12 protein-coding genes are annotated in these 16,396 nt (G+C 60.1%); 4 read left to right on the top strand and 8 right to left on the bottom strand.

Features of this window, described 5'->3' with window-relative positions:
* Nucleotides 1-470: 470 nt before the first annotated feature.
* The 5 genes from cysC to cysG all read right to left on the bottom strand — a co-directional run bounded on the left by cysC (nucleotide 471) and on the right by cysG (nucleotide 6,810).
* A complete protein-coding gene (cysC, locus tag AACT07_RS20045; protein WP_069529725.1) occupies nucleotides 471-1,061 on the bottom strand; it encodes an adenylyl-sulfate kinase in 591 nt (196 codons plus the stop codon).
* 138 nt (nucleotides 1,062-1,199) lie between these two features.
* Nucleotides 1,200-2,924, bottom strand: a complete 1,725-nt coding sequence (locus AACT07_RS20040) for an SLC13 family permease (RefSeq protein ID WP_069529724.1) — start codon at nucleotides 2,922-2,924, stop codon at nucleotides 1,200-1,202.
* A gap of 4 nt (nucleotides 2,925-2,928) precedes the next feature.
* Nucleotides 2,929-4,356 carry a sulfate adenylyltransferase subunit CysN gene (cysN, locus tag AACT07_RS20035; RefSeq protein ID WP_069529722.1) on the bottom strand — a complete coding sequence of 476 codons (1,428 nt, stop codon included), beginning with the start codon at nucleotides 4,354-4,356 and terminating at the stop codon, nucleotides 2,929-2,931.
* A gap of 12 nt (nucleotides 4,357-4,368) precedes the next feature.
* Nucleotides 4,369-5,301 carry a sulfate adenylyltransferase subunit CysD gene (gene cysD, locus AACT07_RS20030; RefSeq protein ID WP_445206776.1) on the bottom strand — a complete coding sequence of 311 codons (933 nt, stop codon included), beginning with the start codon at nucleotides 5,299-5,301 and terminating at the stop codon, nucleotides 4,369-4,371.
* A 72-nt stretch (nucleotides 5,302-5,373) separates the two neighbouring features.
* Nucleotides 5,374-6,810 carry a siroheme synthase CysG gene (gene cysG, locus AACT07_RS20025; RefSeq protein ID WP_069529720.1) on the bottom strand — a complete coding sequence of 479 codons (1,437 nt, stop codon included), beginning with the start codon at nucleotides 6,808-6,810 and terminating at the stop codon, nucleotides 5,374-5,376.
* 197 nt (nucleotides 6,811-7,007) lie between these two features.
* Here cysG and AACT07_RS20020 point away from each other — a divergent pair, with 197 nt between their 5' ends.
* The gene (locus AACT07_RS20020; protein ID WP_069529718.1) at nucleotides 7,008-7,931 is read left to right on the top strand and encodes an SPFH domain-containing protein; all 924 of its coding nucleotides are present in this window, start codon (nucleotides 7,008-7,010) and stop codon (nucleotides 7,929-7,931) included.
* On the top strand, nucleotides 7,928-8,383 hold the full coding sequence (locus AACT07_RS20015; RefSeq protein WP_069529717.1) for an NfeD family protein: 456 nt from the start codon (nucleotides 7,928-7,930) through the stop codon (nucleotides 8,381-8,383). Before AACT07_RS20020 ends, AACT07_RS20015 begins: the two co-directional genes overlap by 4 nt.
* A 69-nt stretch (nucleotides 8,384-8,452) precedes the next feature.
* On the opposite strand, the gene AACT07_RS20010 is transcribed toward AACT07_RS20015, so the two are convergent.
* The gene (locus tag AACT07_RS20010) at nucleotides 8,453-10,558 is read right to left on the bottom strand and encodes a methyl-accepting chemotaxis protein (protein WP_069529715.1); all 2,106 of its coding nucleotides are present in this window, start codon (nucleotides 10,556-10,558) and stop codon (nucleotides 8,453-8,455) included.
* 140 nt (nucleotides 10,559-10,698) lie between these two features.
* Here AACT07_RS20010 and nadA point away from each other — a divergent pair, with 140 nt between their 5' ends.
* Nucleotides 10,699-11,772, top strand: a complete 1,074-nt coding sequence (nadA, locus tag AACT07_RS20005; protein WP_069529714.1) for a quinolinate synthase NadA — start codon at nucleotides 10,699-10,701, stop codon at nucleotides 11,770-11,772.
* 70 nt (nucleotides 11,773-11,842) lie between these two features.
* Here the strand turns inward: nadA and AACT07_RS20000 are convergent, their stop codons facing one another.
* Both AACT07_RS20000 and gap read right to left on the bottom strand, forming a co-directional pair.
* The gene (locus AACT07_RS20000) at nucleotides 11,843-12,709 is read right to left on the bottom strand and encodes a D-hexose-6-phosphate mutarotase (RefSeq protein WP_069529712.1); all 867 of its coding nucleotides are present in this window, start codon (nucleotides 12,707-12,709) and stop codon (nucleotides 11,843-11,845) included.
* 86 nt (nucleotides 12,710-12,795) lie between these two features.
* Entirely contained in the window at nucleotides 12,796-13,791 is a 996-nt protein-coding gene (gap, locus tag AACT07_RS19995; RefSeq protein WP_069529710.1) for a type I glyceraldehyde-3-phosphate dehydrogenase, read from the bottom strand.
* A 347-nt stretch (nucleotides 13,792-14,138) separates the two neighbouring features.
* On the opposite strand from gap, the gene malQ reads away from it, so the two are divergent.
* A complete protein-coding gene (gene malQ / locus AACT07_RS19990) occupies nucleotides 14,139-16,328 on the top strand; it encodes a 4-alpha-glucanotransferase (RefSeq protein ID WP_069529708.1) in 2,190 nt (729 codons plus the stop codon).
* The last annotated feature ends 68 nt before the right edge of the window (nucleotides 16,329-16,396 follow it).

Below are 16,396 nucleotides of genomic sequence, written 5' to 3'. Positions count from 1 at the left end.
GCTGGCGGTGGCTGCCGTGATAGCACTATCATTGAGGGCTTCGGTTCAGAGAAGAGGAAAGCTTGCGATTTTGGCTTAAAAAGTGGTTTTTCAGCCAGCTCCTGCCATCGCATCAAAGGCGATGCAGGGGAATCAAAGTGGTGTGCCGCTGCTCAAAGTGAAGGTTGGTGACATCGTCGCTGGCCACAATGTGCCGCGTAACGCTGGCACTGCGCCTTGTCACCCACAACCCTGATACCCTGCCGCCGAAACAGTGTCACTTGTCTTAACCACTGAACCTTATCAAGGCCCAGCCGTTGAAGAATGGGAGCTAGCTTTTCCGGAATATGGCCACGTTTATCCGTTCTGATAGCCCGACCGGTCCAATCCACCAGCCCGTAGGTTCGAATAGCGCAGCGTATTCGGACAATCGCGAATAACCGCGCCGAGATAACAATTCAGCTCCCTGTGTAAAACGGCCCACTCACCAGCTACAGGTAGTTCCCCTGCCGCAAGGCGGTCAGCAGCTCATCCACCAGCGCAGCGACCGACTTGCCGGCGTTCAGCAGATGGACTTCCGGCTGCTCCGGTGCCTCGTAGGCGGAGTCGATACCGGTGAAATTGCGAATTTCCCCTGCCCTAGCCTTCTTGTAGAGCCCCTTGGGGTCGCGCTCTTCACAGATGGCGAGCGGCGCATCGACAAAGACTTCGACAAACTCCCCTTCACCCAAGAGACTGCGCACCAGCTCCCGCTCGGCTCGAAACGGTGAGATAAAGGCGGTGAGCACGATAAGGCCCGCATCCACCATCAGTTTCGCCACTTCGCCGACCCGGCGGATATTCTCCTGCCGCGCGGCATCATCGAAACCGAGATCGCCACAGAGGCCGTGGCGCACATTGTCGCCATCGAGCAGATAGGTGTGCTTGCCCTCGGCGGCCAGCGCCTGCTCCAGCGCCCCCGCCAGGGTGGATTTGCCTGCCCCCGAAAGCCCGGTAAACCAGATCACCAGCGGCTTTTGCCCTTTAAGCTCGGCCCGGCTCTGTTTGTCCACTACATGTTTGTGCCACACGATATTGCTCATCCCACACTCCTTGCTTGGCGCTCACGCCTCAAAACTTAAACGGTCCGGAACCACAGGGTGCCGCCTCGGACTATCCGCCGACAAGGTGCTGATGCCATGGTATTGCTCACCCAACACGCCTTGATTGGCGCTCACGCCTTAAAACGGAAACAGCAGGGGCACCATCACAATCACCCCGAGGCTATAGGCCAGCGAGACCGGCAGGGCCAGCTTGAGGTAGTCCGGCATCCTGTAGTTGCCCGCGGCATAGACCATCAGGTTGGTCTGGTAGCCGTAGGGCAGGATAAAGCTGGAGCTCGCCCCGAACAGCACCGCCAGAATAAACGGCATGGTCGAGACATCCATGCTGAGCGCCAGCTGGTAACCCATGGGGAAGGCCAGTGCGGCGGCGGCGTTGTTGCTCATCAGCTCGGTCAGCACCAACGTAAACACATAAATACCGATAAAGGCGATGATGGGGCTGGCACCGTTAAACTCCCCCATCAGCCAGTCGGCGATAAGCTTGGCCAGCCCGCTCTTTTCCAGCTGATCGGCGATGGCGAGCGCCCCGCCCACCACCAGCCAAATATCCAGCGGAAAGCGGCGGCGGATCTCGTCCAGAGTCAGAATGCGGGTAAGCAGCAGCGCCACCAGCATCAGCAGCAAGCCCTTGAACAGCGGCACCAGATCGAATACCGAAAGCGCCAGCACCCCGAGAAAACCCAGCACCACGGCGGCGCTACGCTTGCCATCGAGACGGGTGGAGGCTTCCAGCCCGCTCACCACCACAAACTCCCGCCCCAGCGACTTGTTGCGGGCAAACTGGGGGCCGGGGGCCAGCAGCAGGGTATCACCGGCATGCAGCTCAATCTGGCCGAGGCCACCGGTGAGCTGGGTTTCGCCGCGGCGCACCGCCAATACCACCGCATCGAAGTGGGTACGGAATTCGGCATCCTTGATGGTCTGACCCACCAGCCGCGAGCTGTGGCTGACGATCACCTCCACCAGATGCTGGCCGTTGAGGCGGTGCTGGCCGTAGAGATCCAACCCCTTCATCTCCTGCAACACGCCGACGCTCTCCACATCGCCGCAAAACAGCAGCACGTCCCCTTCGTGCAGCTCGTGTTCCGGCTGCACCGGGCAGATCACCTGCTCGCCGCGAATGATTTCCGCCAGATAGAGGCTTTTCAGGCTGCGCAGGCCGTTCTCCTTGACGCTGCGCCCCGCCAGCGGCGAACCGGCGCCCACCTTGGCTTCGAGAAAGTAGCCGGATTCGCGGCTCATCTCGGTGTCCTGCTCCGGCAGGTGACGGGCAAACAACAGCACGGCCACCAGACCGGTCAGCAGGGTACCCGCCCCCACCATAAAGAAGTCGAACATGCCGAGCGGCGGCGCCCCCATCTTGATGAGGAAGCTGTTGACGATAAGGTTGGTGGAGGTGCCGATCAGGGTCAGCACGCCGCCAAAGGTGGCCGCGAAGCACATGGGCAGTAGCAGCCGCGACGGCGCATGGTTGGGGTTGCGTTTGACCGCTCCCAGCATGGAGGCCACCACGGCGGTGTTGTTGACGAAGGCCGACAGGAAGGCGGTGGAGAACCACACCTTCACCAGCACCTTGTTGAATGAACCCGTGCCCACCAGATTGGCGAACCAGCTCATGATGCGGGTCTTCTCCACCGCCAGCGACACCAGCAGCAACAGCACCAGCGTCAGCAGGGCACTGTTGGTGTAACCCGCCACCACGGCATTGATATCCGCCAGCCCGCTCAGGTAGGTAATGAGCACGGCGCCCGAGAAGAGCAGCGCCGGGCGGAGTTTGCCCTGGATCAGCAGGGCCACGAGAGCAGCCAGCAGACCCAGCACCAGGAATTGTTGCCAGGTCATGGGCTTACTCCTTGCTTGTGTCGTTACCGATGGCAAGGGCTTGCCAGTGCGGGAAGTGCTTGCGCACCAGCGCGTTGAGCTCGATTTCGAACTCGCTGTAGTGCCCTTTTACCGCTTTGGCGGCCAAGCCTTCCACTATCATGCCGGCGCCGACGGTGACGTTGGTCAGCCGGTCGATCAGGATAAAGCTGCCGGTATCGCGGATCTCCTGATACGGGTCGAACGCCACCGGGTCGGTGAGGCTCAGCTCGCACAGGCCGATCTCGTTGAGCTTGAGTTCGCTGGCGGGCAGCTCGTCGAGCTTGTTGATCTCGATGCGGTGGCGGATGGCCTCCACCTGACCGCGACTCTTCTTGGTGGCCAGTTTGACGTCGTAGACCCGGCCCGGTTGCAGGGACTCTTCCCCCATCCAGACGATATGGGCCAGCACATTCTGGGTCACTTGCGGCCGTTTGGCGGCATCCACCAGCAGGTCGCCGCGGCTGATATCGATCTCGTCAGCAAAGGTGACTGTGATGGCCTGACCCGGCAGGGCGTACTCCAGATCGCCGTCGAAGGTGACGATGCGGGTCACGGTACTCTCCTTGCCCGACGGCAGCACCGCCAGCTTGTCGCCCACCCGCAGAATGCCAGAGGCCAGCGTCCCCGCGAAGCCGCGAAAATCGAGGTTGGGGCGGTTCACATACTGCACCGGCAGGCGCACCGGATGACGCTCCAGCTCGCGCTCCACTTCTGCCGACTCGAGCAGAGCCAGCAGGGTTTCGCCTTCGTACCAAGCCAGCTTGTCGCTCTGGTTGACCACGTTGTCACCGTCCAGCGCCGAGACCGGCACGATATGGATGGTGTCGACGCTGAGCTTTTTGGCGAACTCGCGGTAATCGGCACTGATGCGCTCGAACACCTCCTGACTGAACTCCACCAGATCCATCTTGTTGACCGCCACCACGAACTGCTTGATGCCAAGCAGGCTCGCAATAAAGCTGTGGCGGCGGGTCTGATCCAGCACCCCTTTGCGAGCGTCGATCAGAATGATGGCCAGATCGCAGGTGGAGGCGCCAGTGGCCATGTTGCGGGTGTACTGCTCATGGCCCGGGGTATCCGAGATGATAAATTTGCGCTTGGCGGTGGAAAAATAGCGGTAGGCCACGTCGATGGTGATGCCCTGCTCGCGCTCCGCCTGCAGGCCGTCGACCAGCAGCGCCAAGTCCAGCTTCTCACCTGTGGTGCCAAGCTTCTGGCTGTCGGACTCCAGCGCTTTGAGCTGATCTTCATAAATCTGCTGGGAGTCGTGCAGCAGGCGACCGATAAGGGTGCTCTTGCCGTCATCCACGCTGCCGCAGGTGAGAAAACGCAGCAGACTCTTGTGCTGCTGGGCGTGCAGATAGGCTTCGATGCCCTGTTCGGTGATGGCGGTCTGAATATGGCTGTTCATGCTGACGACTCCTTAGAAATATCCCTGACGCTTCTTCTGCTCCATGGAGCCGGCCTGATCGTGGTCAATCAGCCGCCCTTGCCGCTCGCTCGAAGTGGTGAGCAGCATCTCTTCAATAATTTCCGGCAAGGTGGTGGCATCGGATTCGATGGCCCCGGTGAGCGGGTAGCAACCGAGGGTGCGGAAGCGCACCAGCTCCTGCTTCACCTCATCCTCGGTGGTCAGCGGCATGCGCTCGTCATCCACCATGATCTTGATGCCGTTACGCTCCACCACCGGACGGTAAGCGGCGAAGTAGAGCGGCACGATGTCGATCTTTTCCAGATAGATGTATTGCCAGATGTCGAGCTCGGTCCAGTTGGAGAGCGGGAACACCCGGATGCTCTCCCCCTTGTTGACCTGGCTGTTGTAGACCCGCCACAGCTCCGGGCGCTGGTTCTTGGGATCCCAGCGGTGAGACTTGTCACGGAAGGAGTAGACCCGCTCCTTGGCGCGGGACTTCTCCTCGTCGCGACGGGCGCCACCAAAGGCGGCATCGAAGCCATATTTGTTGAGCGCCTGCTTGAGCCCCTCGGTCTTCATGATATCGGTGTGCTTGCCACTGCCGTGGACGAAGGGGTTGATGCCCATGGCGAGGCCATCCGGGTTCTTGTGGACGATCAGATCCAGCCCGTACTTCCTGGCGGTCTCGTCGCGGAACTTGATCATCTCCTTGAACTTCCAATCGGTGTCGACGTGGAGCAAGGGGAACGGGATCTTGCCCGGATAGAAGGCCTTGCGGGCCAGGTGCAGCATGACGGAGGAGTCCTTGCCGATGGAGTACATCATCACCGGGTTTTCAAATTCGGCAGCCACCTCGCGGATGATATGGATGCTCTCGGCTTCCAGCTGCTGCAAGTGCGTCAATCTTTCACGGTCCATGTTGGTCCTCGGGTCATTGCTTATGCGCCTGCTCAAGGCGCTGGGTGGTTCAGTGCGCGGCCGCACCGGCAGCCGCATCAAATATCTCTTTCTCGGTCAGGCCAGCTGCACCAGCTTGAGGTCGCAGCCATCGAGATCCGGGTTAGCGCGCTGCTGCTCGCCGCTTTTTTCTCCAAACCAGGCCAGCCGCTCGCGCAGGGCGACCACTTCGCCGATGACGATAAGCGACGGGCTCACCGCCTGTTTGGCCAGCTCGGCCAAGTCGGCCAGCGTGCCGGTCAGCACCCGCTGGCGGGATGTGGTGCCGCGCTCGATGATGGCGATGGGGGTGGCTTGGCTTCGGCCGTGATCCACCAACTGCTGCTGGATATGCTCGGAGCGCATCAGCCCCATGTAGATGACCAGGGTCTGACTGGTGGCGGCGAGCTGCTGCCAGTCGGGCTCCTTGCCCTCTTTTTGGCAGTGGCCAGTAATAAAGACGGCGCTCTGGGCGTAATCACGGTGAGTGAGCGGAATGCCGGCATAGGCGGTGGCACCGGCGGCGGCCGTGATGCCGGGCACCACCGAGAAGGGGATTCCTTCGTCGGCCAGCACTTCCAGCTCCTCGCCACCCCGGCCAAACATAAAGGGATCGCCTCCTTTGAGCCGCACCACCCGGTTGCCCGCCTTGGCGTATTCCACCAGCAGGCGATTGGTCTCCTCCTGCGGCACGCTGTGGGCGCCCGCCTTCTTGCCGACCGACACCAGAGTGGCATCGCGGCGCACCAGATCGAGGATCTCAGGCGAGACCAGCTGGTCGTAGAGCACCACTTCAGCCTGTTGAATCTGTTGCAGCGCCTTGAGGGTCAAGAGGCCCGGATCGCCGGGGCCCGCGCCGACCAGCACCACCTCGCCCACTTCGCTTTTCGCCTGGTCGAGGCCATCGCTCAGCCACTGCTCGGCTCCTTGCCAATCCTCTTTTTCAATCAGGCTGGCGAGGGTGTTGGAGGCAAAGGCGCGCTCCCAGAAGCGGCGGCGATCGGAAATCGATGAGAGCACCCGCTTGGCCTTGTCACGGACCCGACCTGAGAGCTCGGTCAGCCCGCCAAGATGGCGCGGCAGCAGGCTCTCCAGCCGCTCGCGCAGCAGGCGCACCAGCACCGGCGCCTTGCCGCCGCTGGAGACCGCCACCATCAGCGGCGAGCGATCGATGATCGAGGGGAAGATAAAGCTGGAACGCTTGGGGTCATCCACAACGTTGACGAACAGACCTAGCTGGTTGGCACTCTGATAAACGAGGGCGTTGACTTCGAGGTTGTCTGTAGCGGCAACGACCAGGATCTGACCTGCCAGATGGGCCGGGGTGAAACGCTCCGCCAGATGGGTGAAACGACCGGTGAATTCCGCAAATTCCGGTTCAAGCTCCGGGGAGACCAGGGTCAGCCGGGCACCGGCCGCCAGCAGCAGGCGCGCCTTGCGCAGGGCAACCTCGCCCCCACCCACCAGCAGTACCGGGCGGCCTTCCAACTTGGCAAACATAGGTAAATAATCCATTTCGGCCCATCCCTCGGAACACGACTAATATGGGGCGACTATAGGCAGGGCAGCTTATCCCTCAAAATAATAAAAAATGCTTTTTAATGCGTTTTGGTAATTAGCAAAGCCAATTCATGACAAAGGCGTACGAAGTCACTTGTGGTACCTGACGCCAGACCATAGGCTAGGGACTGTGTTTCATAAGGAGCTAAATGATGAATGAATCATTGATTGTGCTAGGGATTTTCGTGTTCCTGGTGCTCGCCACCCTGAGCGCGGGCATCAAGATAGTGCCCCAGGGCTACAACTGGACGGTGGAGCGCTTCGGCCGCTACACCCGCACCCTGACCCCGGGTCTCAACCTGTTGATCCCCTACGTGGATAGGGTCGGCCACAAGATCATCATGATGGAGCAGGTGCTGGATATCCCGGCACAAGAGGTGATCTCCCGCGACAACGCCAACGTCACCATCGACGCCATCAGCTTTGTGCAGGTGGTGGATGCCCGCAAAGCGGGTTACGAGGTCAACGATCTCACCAGCGCCATCCGCAATCTCACCATGACCAATATGCGCACCGTGCTCGGCGCCATGGAGCTGGACGAGATGCTCTCCCAGCGCGACACCATCAACGAGAAACTGCTGCGCACCATGGATGCCGCCACCGCCCCCTGGGGCATCAAGGTGACCCGCATCGAGATTAAAGATGTGCGCCCGCCGCTGGCGCTGGTCGACGCGATGAACGCCCAGATGAAGGCCGAGCGCCAGAAACGGGCCGAGGTACTGGAGGCCGAAGGGGTGCGCCAGTCCAAAATCCTGAAAGCGGAAGGGGAGAAGCAGTCCCAGATCCTCAAAGCCGAAGGTGAGCGTCAGGCCGCCTTCCTCGCCGCCGAAGCGCGGGAGCGGGCAGCCGAGGCGGAAGCCAAGGCGACCCACATGGTTTCCCAAGCGATTGCGGAAGGAGACCTGCAGGCCATCAACTACTTCGTGGCCCAGAAATATACCGAGGCACTGGCCCGCATCGGTGAAGGCCCCAATAGCAAGATCATCATGATGCCGCTGGAAGCGGGCAGCCTGATTGGCTCGGTGGCTGGTATGGCCGAGCTGTTCAACAAAGATGGCAAGGGCAGCAAGTCATGACAGCCCTTTTCGAGGGGCTGACCCACTGGCACTGGCTGGGGCTCGGCTTCATTCTGCTGGCCATCGAGGTGCTCGGCTCGGTGGGCTTTTTGCTCTGGACCGGCATCGCCGCACTGGAAGTGGGCCTGCTGCTGCTGATCTGGCCCTTTGGCTGGCAGGCGCAGTTGCTGCTGTTTGCGGTGCAATCCCTGCTCACCACCTGGGCCTGGTGGCGCTGGCAGCACCAGCGTGACAACTCGGGTCAGGATGCCGCCAGCACCATCAACGAGCGGATGCAAAGCTATATGGGCCGCGAGCTGACCCTGCTGGATGATGTCGCCCAAGGCACCAGTCGGGTGCATCTGGACGATACGGTCTGGACGGTGCGCTGTGACGAGTCGCTGCCGGCGGGCAGCAAGGTCAGGGTAGTGGGGGCCGACTCCCACATCCTGCTGGTTGAACCCCGCAACTGACTCCGCTCTGCCATCGAGTGATAAAAAAGCCCGCGATCGCTCGCGGGCTTTTGTCTCTCTGGCGGCCACTCAGGTACGCAGCCGATCAAGCTGACTGGCGAGCGCCGTGGCAGCTTGCTCCAGCGCCTCGCTCAGTTGATGGCTGGAGCTGGCCTCCTGCCCGATCACATTGGCGGTATCGCCGATCCGCATCAGGTTCTGGTTGATGGTATCGCTCACCGCGCTCTGCTGCTCGGCGGCGGTGGCTACCTGACTGATGTGGTCGTGGATCTGCTGGATCTGGGCCACCACCCGATTGAGCGCCTCGAACGCCTGCTCGGTACCCTGCACCGTGGTGGTGGAGCGCTCGATGCCGGTATTCATCAGACGCTGACTGCTGCTCACCTCGGTCTGCAGGCTGCCAATCAGCTGGCCAATCTCGTCGGTCGATTCACGAGTTTTGGTCGCCAGCGCCCGTACCTCGTCCGCCACCACCGCAAAGCCACGCCCCATGTCACCCGCCCGCGCCGCTTCGATGGCGGCGTTGAGGGCCAGCAAGTTGGTTTGCTCGGCAATGGCGCGGATCACATCGAGGATCCGGCTGATATTGGTGCTGCGCTGGGCCACCAGCGCCACTGCTTTATCCGCCTCATGCATATCGCCGACCAGAGTATGGATCTCGTTGCGGGCGTTGCTGAGGGTCTGCTGGGCGGTATTGATGTGGTGGGTCGCCGCTTCCGACTCCTGTGCTGCCTGCTCGGCATAACCTGCCACACTGACTGCCGTGGTACTCATCTGGTGCATTGCGCTCACCACGCTCTCCAGCTCCAGATTCTGCTCGTCCAGACTGTTGCGCATGGTGTCGGCGGTATGTTTCATCTCCCGCGCCTGCTGGTAGACCTGCTGACCGATCCCCTTGCTCATTTGCACCATGCCCCGCAGCTTGCCAAGGAAGGCATTGAGCTGGGCCCCCAGATCGATCAGCTCCTGATGGGTGTCGATCTCCATCTGCTGGGTCAGGTCCCCCTCGTTGCTGGAGAGATGGCCCACATGGCGGCTGATAAGAGAAAGCGGCGCTGTGATGGTCTGAATAAACCAGACCAGCAAGCCCAGCACCAACAGGGTAATCCCGCCCATGGCGATGATCTGCTGCCGCTGGGCATCCACAAGCAGGGTGCCCAGTTCATTGCTGATGGCGTGCGCCTTGCTCAGCGCCAGAGCCTTGGGCACCTTGATCATCAACCACCACTGGGTATTGGCGGCCTCAACCCGGATGGGCTGATGAAGAATAAAGTCACTGTCGCTACTGACCGGCTGACCGTCAGGCAGGGTCAGGCCCACCTCCTTGAGTGGACGGCCCAGCTTGTCGGCATAGCGGTTGCTGCCCACAATCAGCCCCATCTTGCTGACCAGAGTCACATCCGCCTTGTTGTCATAGAGGCTCTTGCCAAGGTTTTCAGCCAGTTGCTGAAAAATGGGCAGGTTCATATCCACACCGGCCAGCCCGACAAACTTGCCGTCACGCAGCACGGGCACCGTCAGACTGGTCATCAGCATCTTGTTGCCCGGACTGATTTCGTAGAGGTAGGGCTCCATCAGGCAGGGCTGGCGGGTATCGCGACCACAGAGATACCACTCGCTGTTGCGAATGCCAAACTCGTTGAGGGAGGTATCAAACTTGGCCTCACTGGCGGCGGCGTCCACCGCTTGCTGGGCGACTGCCCCTCCCTGATCCTTGGTGAAATAGACCTCCAGACTCCCCTTTCCTGCCACCGAGTGGCTGGCCCCGCCCAGCCAGTTGCCATCCTCGCCATCATAGCCATCCGGTTCAAACTGGGCATAAATGGAGCTGATCCCGCTCGCCTGCTGCAGGCTGCTGCCGAGCAGAGACTCCACTTGGGGCCGTGACAGCCGCAGTTCCGGTTTGGCCATACCGGCTTCAATCTGGGCGGTCACGGTCAGGGGGATCTGATAGGAGTTCTGCATCAGCGAGGCAATCTGGATGGCATAGCGCTCCGCCTGATACTGCAGGCTGCGGGAGACCTCCTCTTCCAGTGCATCGCTGGTCTGGGTCATCACCATGTTGCGAAGGGAACTGAAAGAGGCCGATTGCAGCAGGGTCATGGCCAGCCCGGTCAGCAGAAACAGCCCCATGGTAAGGCACAACAGCTTGAACTTGAGGGAACGTTGCTTCATGCGACAACTCCTTATGGCAGAATAACAACGAATTACTTGAGTATATTCGCCCACTTGCGCTTCACCCGATTTGTTGATGGGTTTGTGGCTGGCTTCTGGTTATAATTTTTGCCTTCCCGAGCGTTGATGGAACAGTCGCAATGAGCAATGCACTGAGCAGTGTCCCGCCGGTAGTCGCAATGGACTACCCCTTTCCGGCCAAACCTCTTCCCCTGAGTGCCGAGCAGAGAACGACCTTGACCACAGAAATCAAGGCGCTGCTCAAGGAGCGCAAGGCGGTACTGGTTGCCCACTACTACACGGATCCCGAGATCCAGGCGCTGGCCGAAGCCACCGGCGGTTTCGTCGGTGACTCGCTGGAGATGGCCCGCTTTGGTCGCGATCACGAGGCGCAGACCCTGATTGTCGCCGGGGTGCGCTTCATGGGGGAAACCTCCAAGATCCTGAGCCCTCACAAACGGGTGCTGATGCCGACTCTGGAGGCCGAATGCTCCCTCGATCTGGGCTGTCCCATCGAGCAGTTCTCCGCCTTCTGCGATGCCAATCCCGACCACACCGTGGTGGTCTATGCCAATACCTCGGCCGCAGTCAAAGCACGGGCGGACTGGGTGGTGACCTCCAGCATTGCGCTGGAGATCGTCGAGCACCTCGACAGTATGGGCCACAAGATCATCTGGGGCCCGGATCGCCATCTGGGTGCCTACATCGAGAAGAAGACCGGGGCGCAGATGCTGCGCTGGCAGGGCCACTGCATCGTCCACGACGAGTTCAAGGCCCGCGCCCTGCGCGAGCTGAAAGAGCAGAATCCTGACGCCGCCGTGCTGGTTCATCCGGAATCCCCCGCCTCGGTGATCGAGCTGGCCGATGCGGTGGGCTCCACCAGCCAGCTGATCAAGGCGGCCAAGGAGCTGCCCCAGCAGAAGCTGATCGTGGCGACCGATCGGGGCATCTTCTACAAGATGCAGCAGGCCTGTCCGGAGAAAGAGATGGTGGAAGCACCGACCGGTGGCGATGGCGCTACCTGCCGCAGCTGCGCCCATTGCCCCTGGATGGCGATGAACGGTCTGGTGGCGATCAAGGAGGCCCTCACCGATGGTGCCGAACGCCACGAGATCCATGTCGATGAAGATCTGCGGGTCAAAGCCTTGATCCCCCTCGATCGCATGCTCAATTTCGCCGCCGAACTCAAGCTCAAGACTCAGGGCAACGCCTGATTGTCGCCGTCACGAGATGCAAAGAGGGCTCCCGCGGGAGCCCTCTTTATTTATCTGAACCTAATCCAACTCAGATGATTACGGTGGAGAGGCTGTGCTCTTCATCCGGCGCAACGGTCACCCCAGCGTCGCCGGCAATGGCAGCTTCGACGCAGAGCATGGTGCGATAGCCATCGTCGCTCATGTCGGCCATGGCGGTGGCCCCTTCCAGCCATGGGGTCCAGACCACTACGCTGTCGTGGTTGCCGCTCACTACCCGGGTCTCGCGCTCACCATCCTGCACCCTCACCAGCGCCTCTGGCTGCCAGTAGACCCGATCCAGCGGCCCGCTCAGGGTCAATGCACCCTGCTGCTTGGCATCCTGTCCGGTCAGCTTGTCGGCATAGGGCTCGCCCAGACCGCTCACGCTCACCGCCTCCGGGGCGCTGATCTGCAAATAGGTGTGCAGCGCACCGCTATAGGTCAACGGCTGAGCACCTGTGTTGCGAGTGGTCAGCACCAGCGAAAGCTCTTTGCCCACCAGCACGTCCAGTTCCAGCTCGAAGGAGTGATCCCACAGGGCACGGGTCGCATCGCTGTCGTGCAGGGAGAGATGAACAAGCGTGCCATCGGCGTGATCGGAGACCCCGTCCAGCATCCAGAGGGTGGTACGGGCAAAACCGTGGGAGGGTTTGCCGCTACCGACGCGGGCGGGCGCCGGGCCAAACCAGGGCCAGCAGATCGGGATACCACCGCGAACAGGCTTGCTGCCATCCAGCACCGCCTTGTCACTCAACCAGATGGAGGCTGGCTCGCCATGACGCTGATAGCTCAGCACATGGGCGCCAAACAGGCTGATTTCTGCCTTGGCATAGTCGTTGTTGATGGTGAGAACCGGCAGACCGGCCGCATTGTTGGCAAGCTTGCAATTGGCTGTCAGGGGACGAATGGATTGCATGTGGACTCCTGTCATCAGGGGAAACCGAAAAACAAAAAGGCGGCCAATGGCCGCCTTTTTCAAGCTACGCGATTGCGCATCCCAAATTACTTGGAGATGTGAGCGATCAGGTCCAGAACTTTGCTGGAGTAGCCCATTTCGTTGTCGTACCAGGATACAACTTTAACGAATTTGTCGTTCAGCTGGATACCAGCCTTGGCGTCGAATACGGAGGTCTGACGCTCACCCAGGAAGTCGGTAGATACAACTTCGTCTTCGGTGTAGCCCAGAACGCCTTTCATAGCGCCTTCGGAAGCAGCTTTCATCGCTTCGCAGATTTCTGCGTAGGTGGCAGCTTTCTTCAGGTTAACGGTCAGGTCAACAACAGACACGTCCGGAGTCGGAACACGGAAAGCCATACCGGTCAGCAGGCCTTTCAGTTCCGGGATAACTACGCCAACAGCTTTGGCTGCACCGGTAGAGGACGGGATGATGTTCTGAGCCGCACCGCGGCCACCGCGCCAGTCTTTGGCAGACGGACCATCAACGGTCTTCTGGGTAGCAGTGGTAGCGTGAACGGTGGTCATCAGGCCAGACTCGATACCGAAGGTATCGTTCAGAACCTTGGCGATCGGTGCCAGGCAGTTGGTGGTGCAGGAAGCGTTGGAAACGATGTCCTGGCCAGCGTAGGTAGAGTCGTTAACACCCATTACGAACATCGGGGTGGAGTCTTTGGACGGGCCAGTCAGAACAACTTTCTTGGCACCAGCAGCGATGTGCTTACGAGCAGTCTCGTCGGTCAGGAACAGACCGGTAGCTTCAGCAACAACGTCAACACCGATTTCGCCCCACTTCAGGTTGGCCGGGTCACGCTCAGCGGTAACACGTACGGTTTTGCCGTTTACAACCAGGTTGCCGTCTTTAACTTCAACGGTACCGTTGAAACGACCGTGAGTTGAATCGTACTTCAGCATGTAAGCCATGTAGTCAACATCGATCAGGTCGTTGATGCCAACAACTTCGATGTCTGCACGCTCGCAAGCCAGACGGAATACGAAACGACCGATACGGCCAAAACCGTTAATACCTACTTTGATAGTCATATTTAGTTACCTAACTGTTCAGTAGTCAAAGAAAATTCCGCTTGTAAATTTACTAGAACTCTCCGGTGAGTCAACCAACATTCTGTCTGAAATTGCGCTATATCATGAAAAACTGTGAAATTAATTTTCTGTTTATGTAACTGATTACCACGTTTTGACGAAAAAAGTGCCAGATCGTGGCATCGCGCAGATATCAACAATAGTGCCTACTCGGTCACACAACCATTCACAGAGATATGTAAAAATGTGCGCGGTTTAGCATGGCCAAAGAGCCACTGTTCAAGTACCACCCCATAAAAATCAAACAAAATAGTATAGATAGAATCCACAGCGGGAATTCTCAAACTATGACCACCCTGATTGAACAGCTGGCTGCCGCAAAAGGTATCGCCAGCGAGTATGTCGATGCCTGGGGCCACCCGGCCCAGGTATCAGAAGAGAGTAAGGCCGCCATGCTGGGCGCCATGGGCTACCGCGTCGATGACGAGGCCGCACTGGTGCAGCAGCTGGAAGAGGAGCATCGCCAGCACTGGCTGCGGGCGCTGGATCCTGTGATGGTGGTTCGCACCGGCAACGCCGTTACTCTTGAGGTTCGCCTCCCCATCGAATTCGTCAACGACGCCCTCACCTGGCAGCTCCAGCAGGAGCAGGGTGCAGTGCTGTCCGGTCAATTCACCCCCATCGAGGGTGAGCTGGTCGGCGTGGCCGAATTTGAAGAGATGGAGTGCCAGGCCTATCGCGTCACTCTGGATATGGCCCCAGAGCTGGGTTATCACCAGCTGGTGTTGCTGGAAGAGGGCAATGACGAACCGCTGGCCGCCATGCGCCTCATCGTCGCCCCCAAGGCCTGCTACAAACAGGCGCCGATTGCCGATGGCCGCAAGGTATGGGGCCCGAGCGTGCAGCTCTACTGCCTGCGCAGCCGCCACAACTGGGGTATCGGTGATTTCAGCGATCTGGGCCAGCTGGTCGAGAAAGCCGCCGCCTGGGGTGCCCACTTCGTCGGCCTCAACCCTATCCACGCCCTCTATCCGGCCAATCCTGAGAGCGCCAGTCCCTACAGCCCCTCTTCCCGTCGCTGGCTCAACGTGGCCTATATCAATGTGGAAGCGGTGCCCGAATTCCAGCAGAGCGATCGCCTGAAAGCGGAAGTGGCGAGCCCTGCCTTCCAGCAACATCTGGCCGATCTGCGCGCCAAAGAGAACGTCGATTACACCAGCGTGATCCAGACCAAACTCGGCATGCTGCGTCAGGTGTTCGACGAAGCCAGCCTTGGCGCCGAGCGTCAGGCCGCCTTTGATGCCTTCGTGGCCGCCGGTGGCGACAGCCTGCAACAGCAGGCAGCATTTGATGCCCTGCAGGCCCACTTCTATGCCAAAGGCGAAAATGCCTGGGGCTGGCCGGTATGGCCGCAGGAGCTGCGCGATTACCACAATCCTGCCGTTGCCGCCTGGATGTCCGCGCACCCGCAAGATGTCAACTTCTACCTCTATCTGCAGTTCCTAGCCGACGAGCAGCTGGCGCAAGCCGATGCCCGCGCCAAGGCTGCCGGCATGGTGATGGGGATCTACCGGGATCTGGCGGTGGGCGTATCCGAAGGCTCCACCGAGATCTGGGCCAACCAGGATCTCTACTGCCCGAAAGCCTCGGTCGGTGCGCCGCCCGACATTCTCGGCCCGCTTGGTCAGAACTGGGGCCTGCCCCCGATGAACCCGAACAAGCTGTTCGAAGCGGCCTATCAGCCGATGGTGGACTTGTTCCGTGCCAACATGCGCTCCTGTGGCGCACTGCGTATCGACCACGTGATGGCCTTGCTGCGCCTGTGGTGGGTACCGCCAGGAGCCTCCGCCGCCAAGGGCGCCTACATCTACTATCCGGTCAACGATCTGCTGGGCATTCTGGCCCTCGAATCCCACCGCAATCAGTGCCTACTGATCGGCGAGGATCTGGGCACCGTGCCGGAGGGGATCGACGTGACCCTGAAAGAGAACGGCGTTCACTCCTACAAGGTGTTCTTCTTCGAGCGCTCCAAGGAAGATGGCGGCTTTATCTCCCCGGCGCACTACACCGAGCAAGCGATGTCGGCCCTGACCACTCACGACATGCCGACCCTCAAGGGCTTCTGGCACTGCGATGATCTGGCGCTCGGCCGTCAACTGGGTCTGTATCCGGATGAAGATGTTTTGAAGACTCTGTATGCTGATCGTCACCAGGCCAAACAGCGGATCCTCGACAGCTTGCATGCCCACAAGGTCATCTCTGACAACATCAGTCATGACGTGAACTGGGTCGGCATGAACACCGAACTCAACCACGGTCTGCAGATCCACATGTCCCGCGGCAGCTGTGCCCTGTTCAGTACCCAGCTGGAAGACTGGCTGGAGATGGACAAGCCGGTCAACGTACCGGGCACCAGTTACGAATACCCCAACTGGCGCCGCAAGCTTTCCGCTGATCTGGAAGATATTTTTGCCAATGAGGCACTCAAGGCACTGGCTGGCAAGATGAGCCAAGCCCGTGATGAGGCCAGTCGTTGAGACGCTGTCTCCCACAGCGCTCTCACCTAAATCCACTCCGGCTTCGGCCGGAGTGGATGCTCTGTCAT

Source organism: Aeromonas sp. ANP5, from assembly GCF_963870295.1.
Classification (GTDB): domain Bacteria; phylum Pseudomonadota; class Gammaproteobacteria; order Enterobacterales; family Aeromonadaceae; genus Aeromonas; species Aeromonas veronii.
This window is presented reverse-complemented; position numbering and strand designations above follow the sequence as displayed.

Coding starts and splice junctions, on each gene's coding strand:
- cysC (WP_069529725.1), bottom strand. CDS start 1,061: ATGAGCAATATCGTGTGGCACAAACATGTAGTGGACAAACAGAGCCGG.
- AACT07_RS20040 (WP_069529724.1), bottom strand. CDS start 2,924: ATGACCTGGCAACAATTCCTGGTGCTGGGTCTGCTGGCTGCTCTCGTG.
- cysN (WP_069529722.1), bottom strand. CDS start 4,356: ATGAACAGCCATATTCAGACCGCCATCACCGAACAGGGCATCGAAGCC.
- cysG (WP_069529720.1), bottom strand. CDS start 6,810: ATGGATTATTTACCTATGTTTGCCAAGTTGGAAGGCCGCCCGGTACTG.
- AACT07_RS20020 (WP_069529718.1), top strand. CDS start 7,008: ATGAATGAATCATTGATTGTGCTAGGGATTTTCGTGTTCCTGGTGCTC.
- AACT07_RS20015 (WP_069529717.1), top strand. CDS start 7,928: ATGACAGCCCTTTTCGAGGGGCTGACCCACTGGCACTGGCTGGGGCTC.
- AACT07_RS20010 (WP_069529715.1), bottom strand. CDS start 10,558: ATGAAGCAACGTTCCCTCAAGTTCAAGCTGTTGTGCCTTACCATGGGG.
- nadA (WP_069529714.1), top strand. CDS start 10,699: ATGAGCAATGCACTGAGCAGTGTCCCGCCGGTAGTCGCAATGGACTAC.
- AACT07_RS20000 (WP_069529712.1), bottom strand. CDS start 12,709: ATGCAATCCATTCGTCCCCTGACAGCCAATTGCAAGCTTGCCAACAAT.
- gap (WP_069529710.1), bottom strand. CDS start 13,791: ATGACTATCAAAGTAGGTATTAACGGTTTTGGCCGTATCGGTCGTTTC.
- malQ (WP_069529708.1), top strand. CDS start 14,139: ATGACCACCCTGATTGAACAGCTGGCTGCCGCAAAAGGTATCGCCAGC.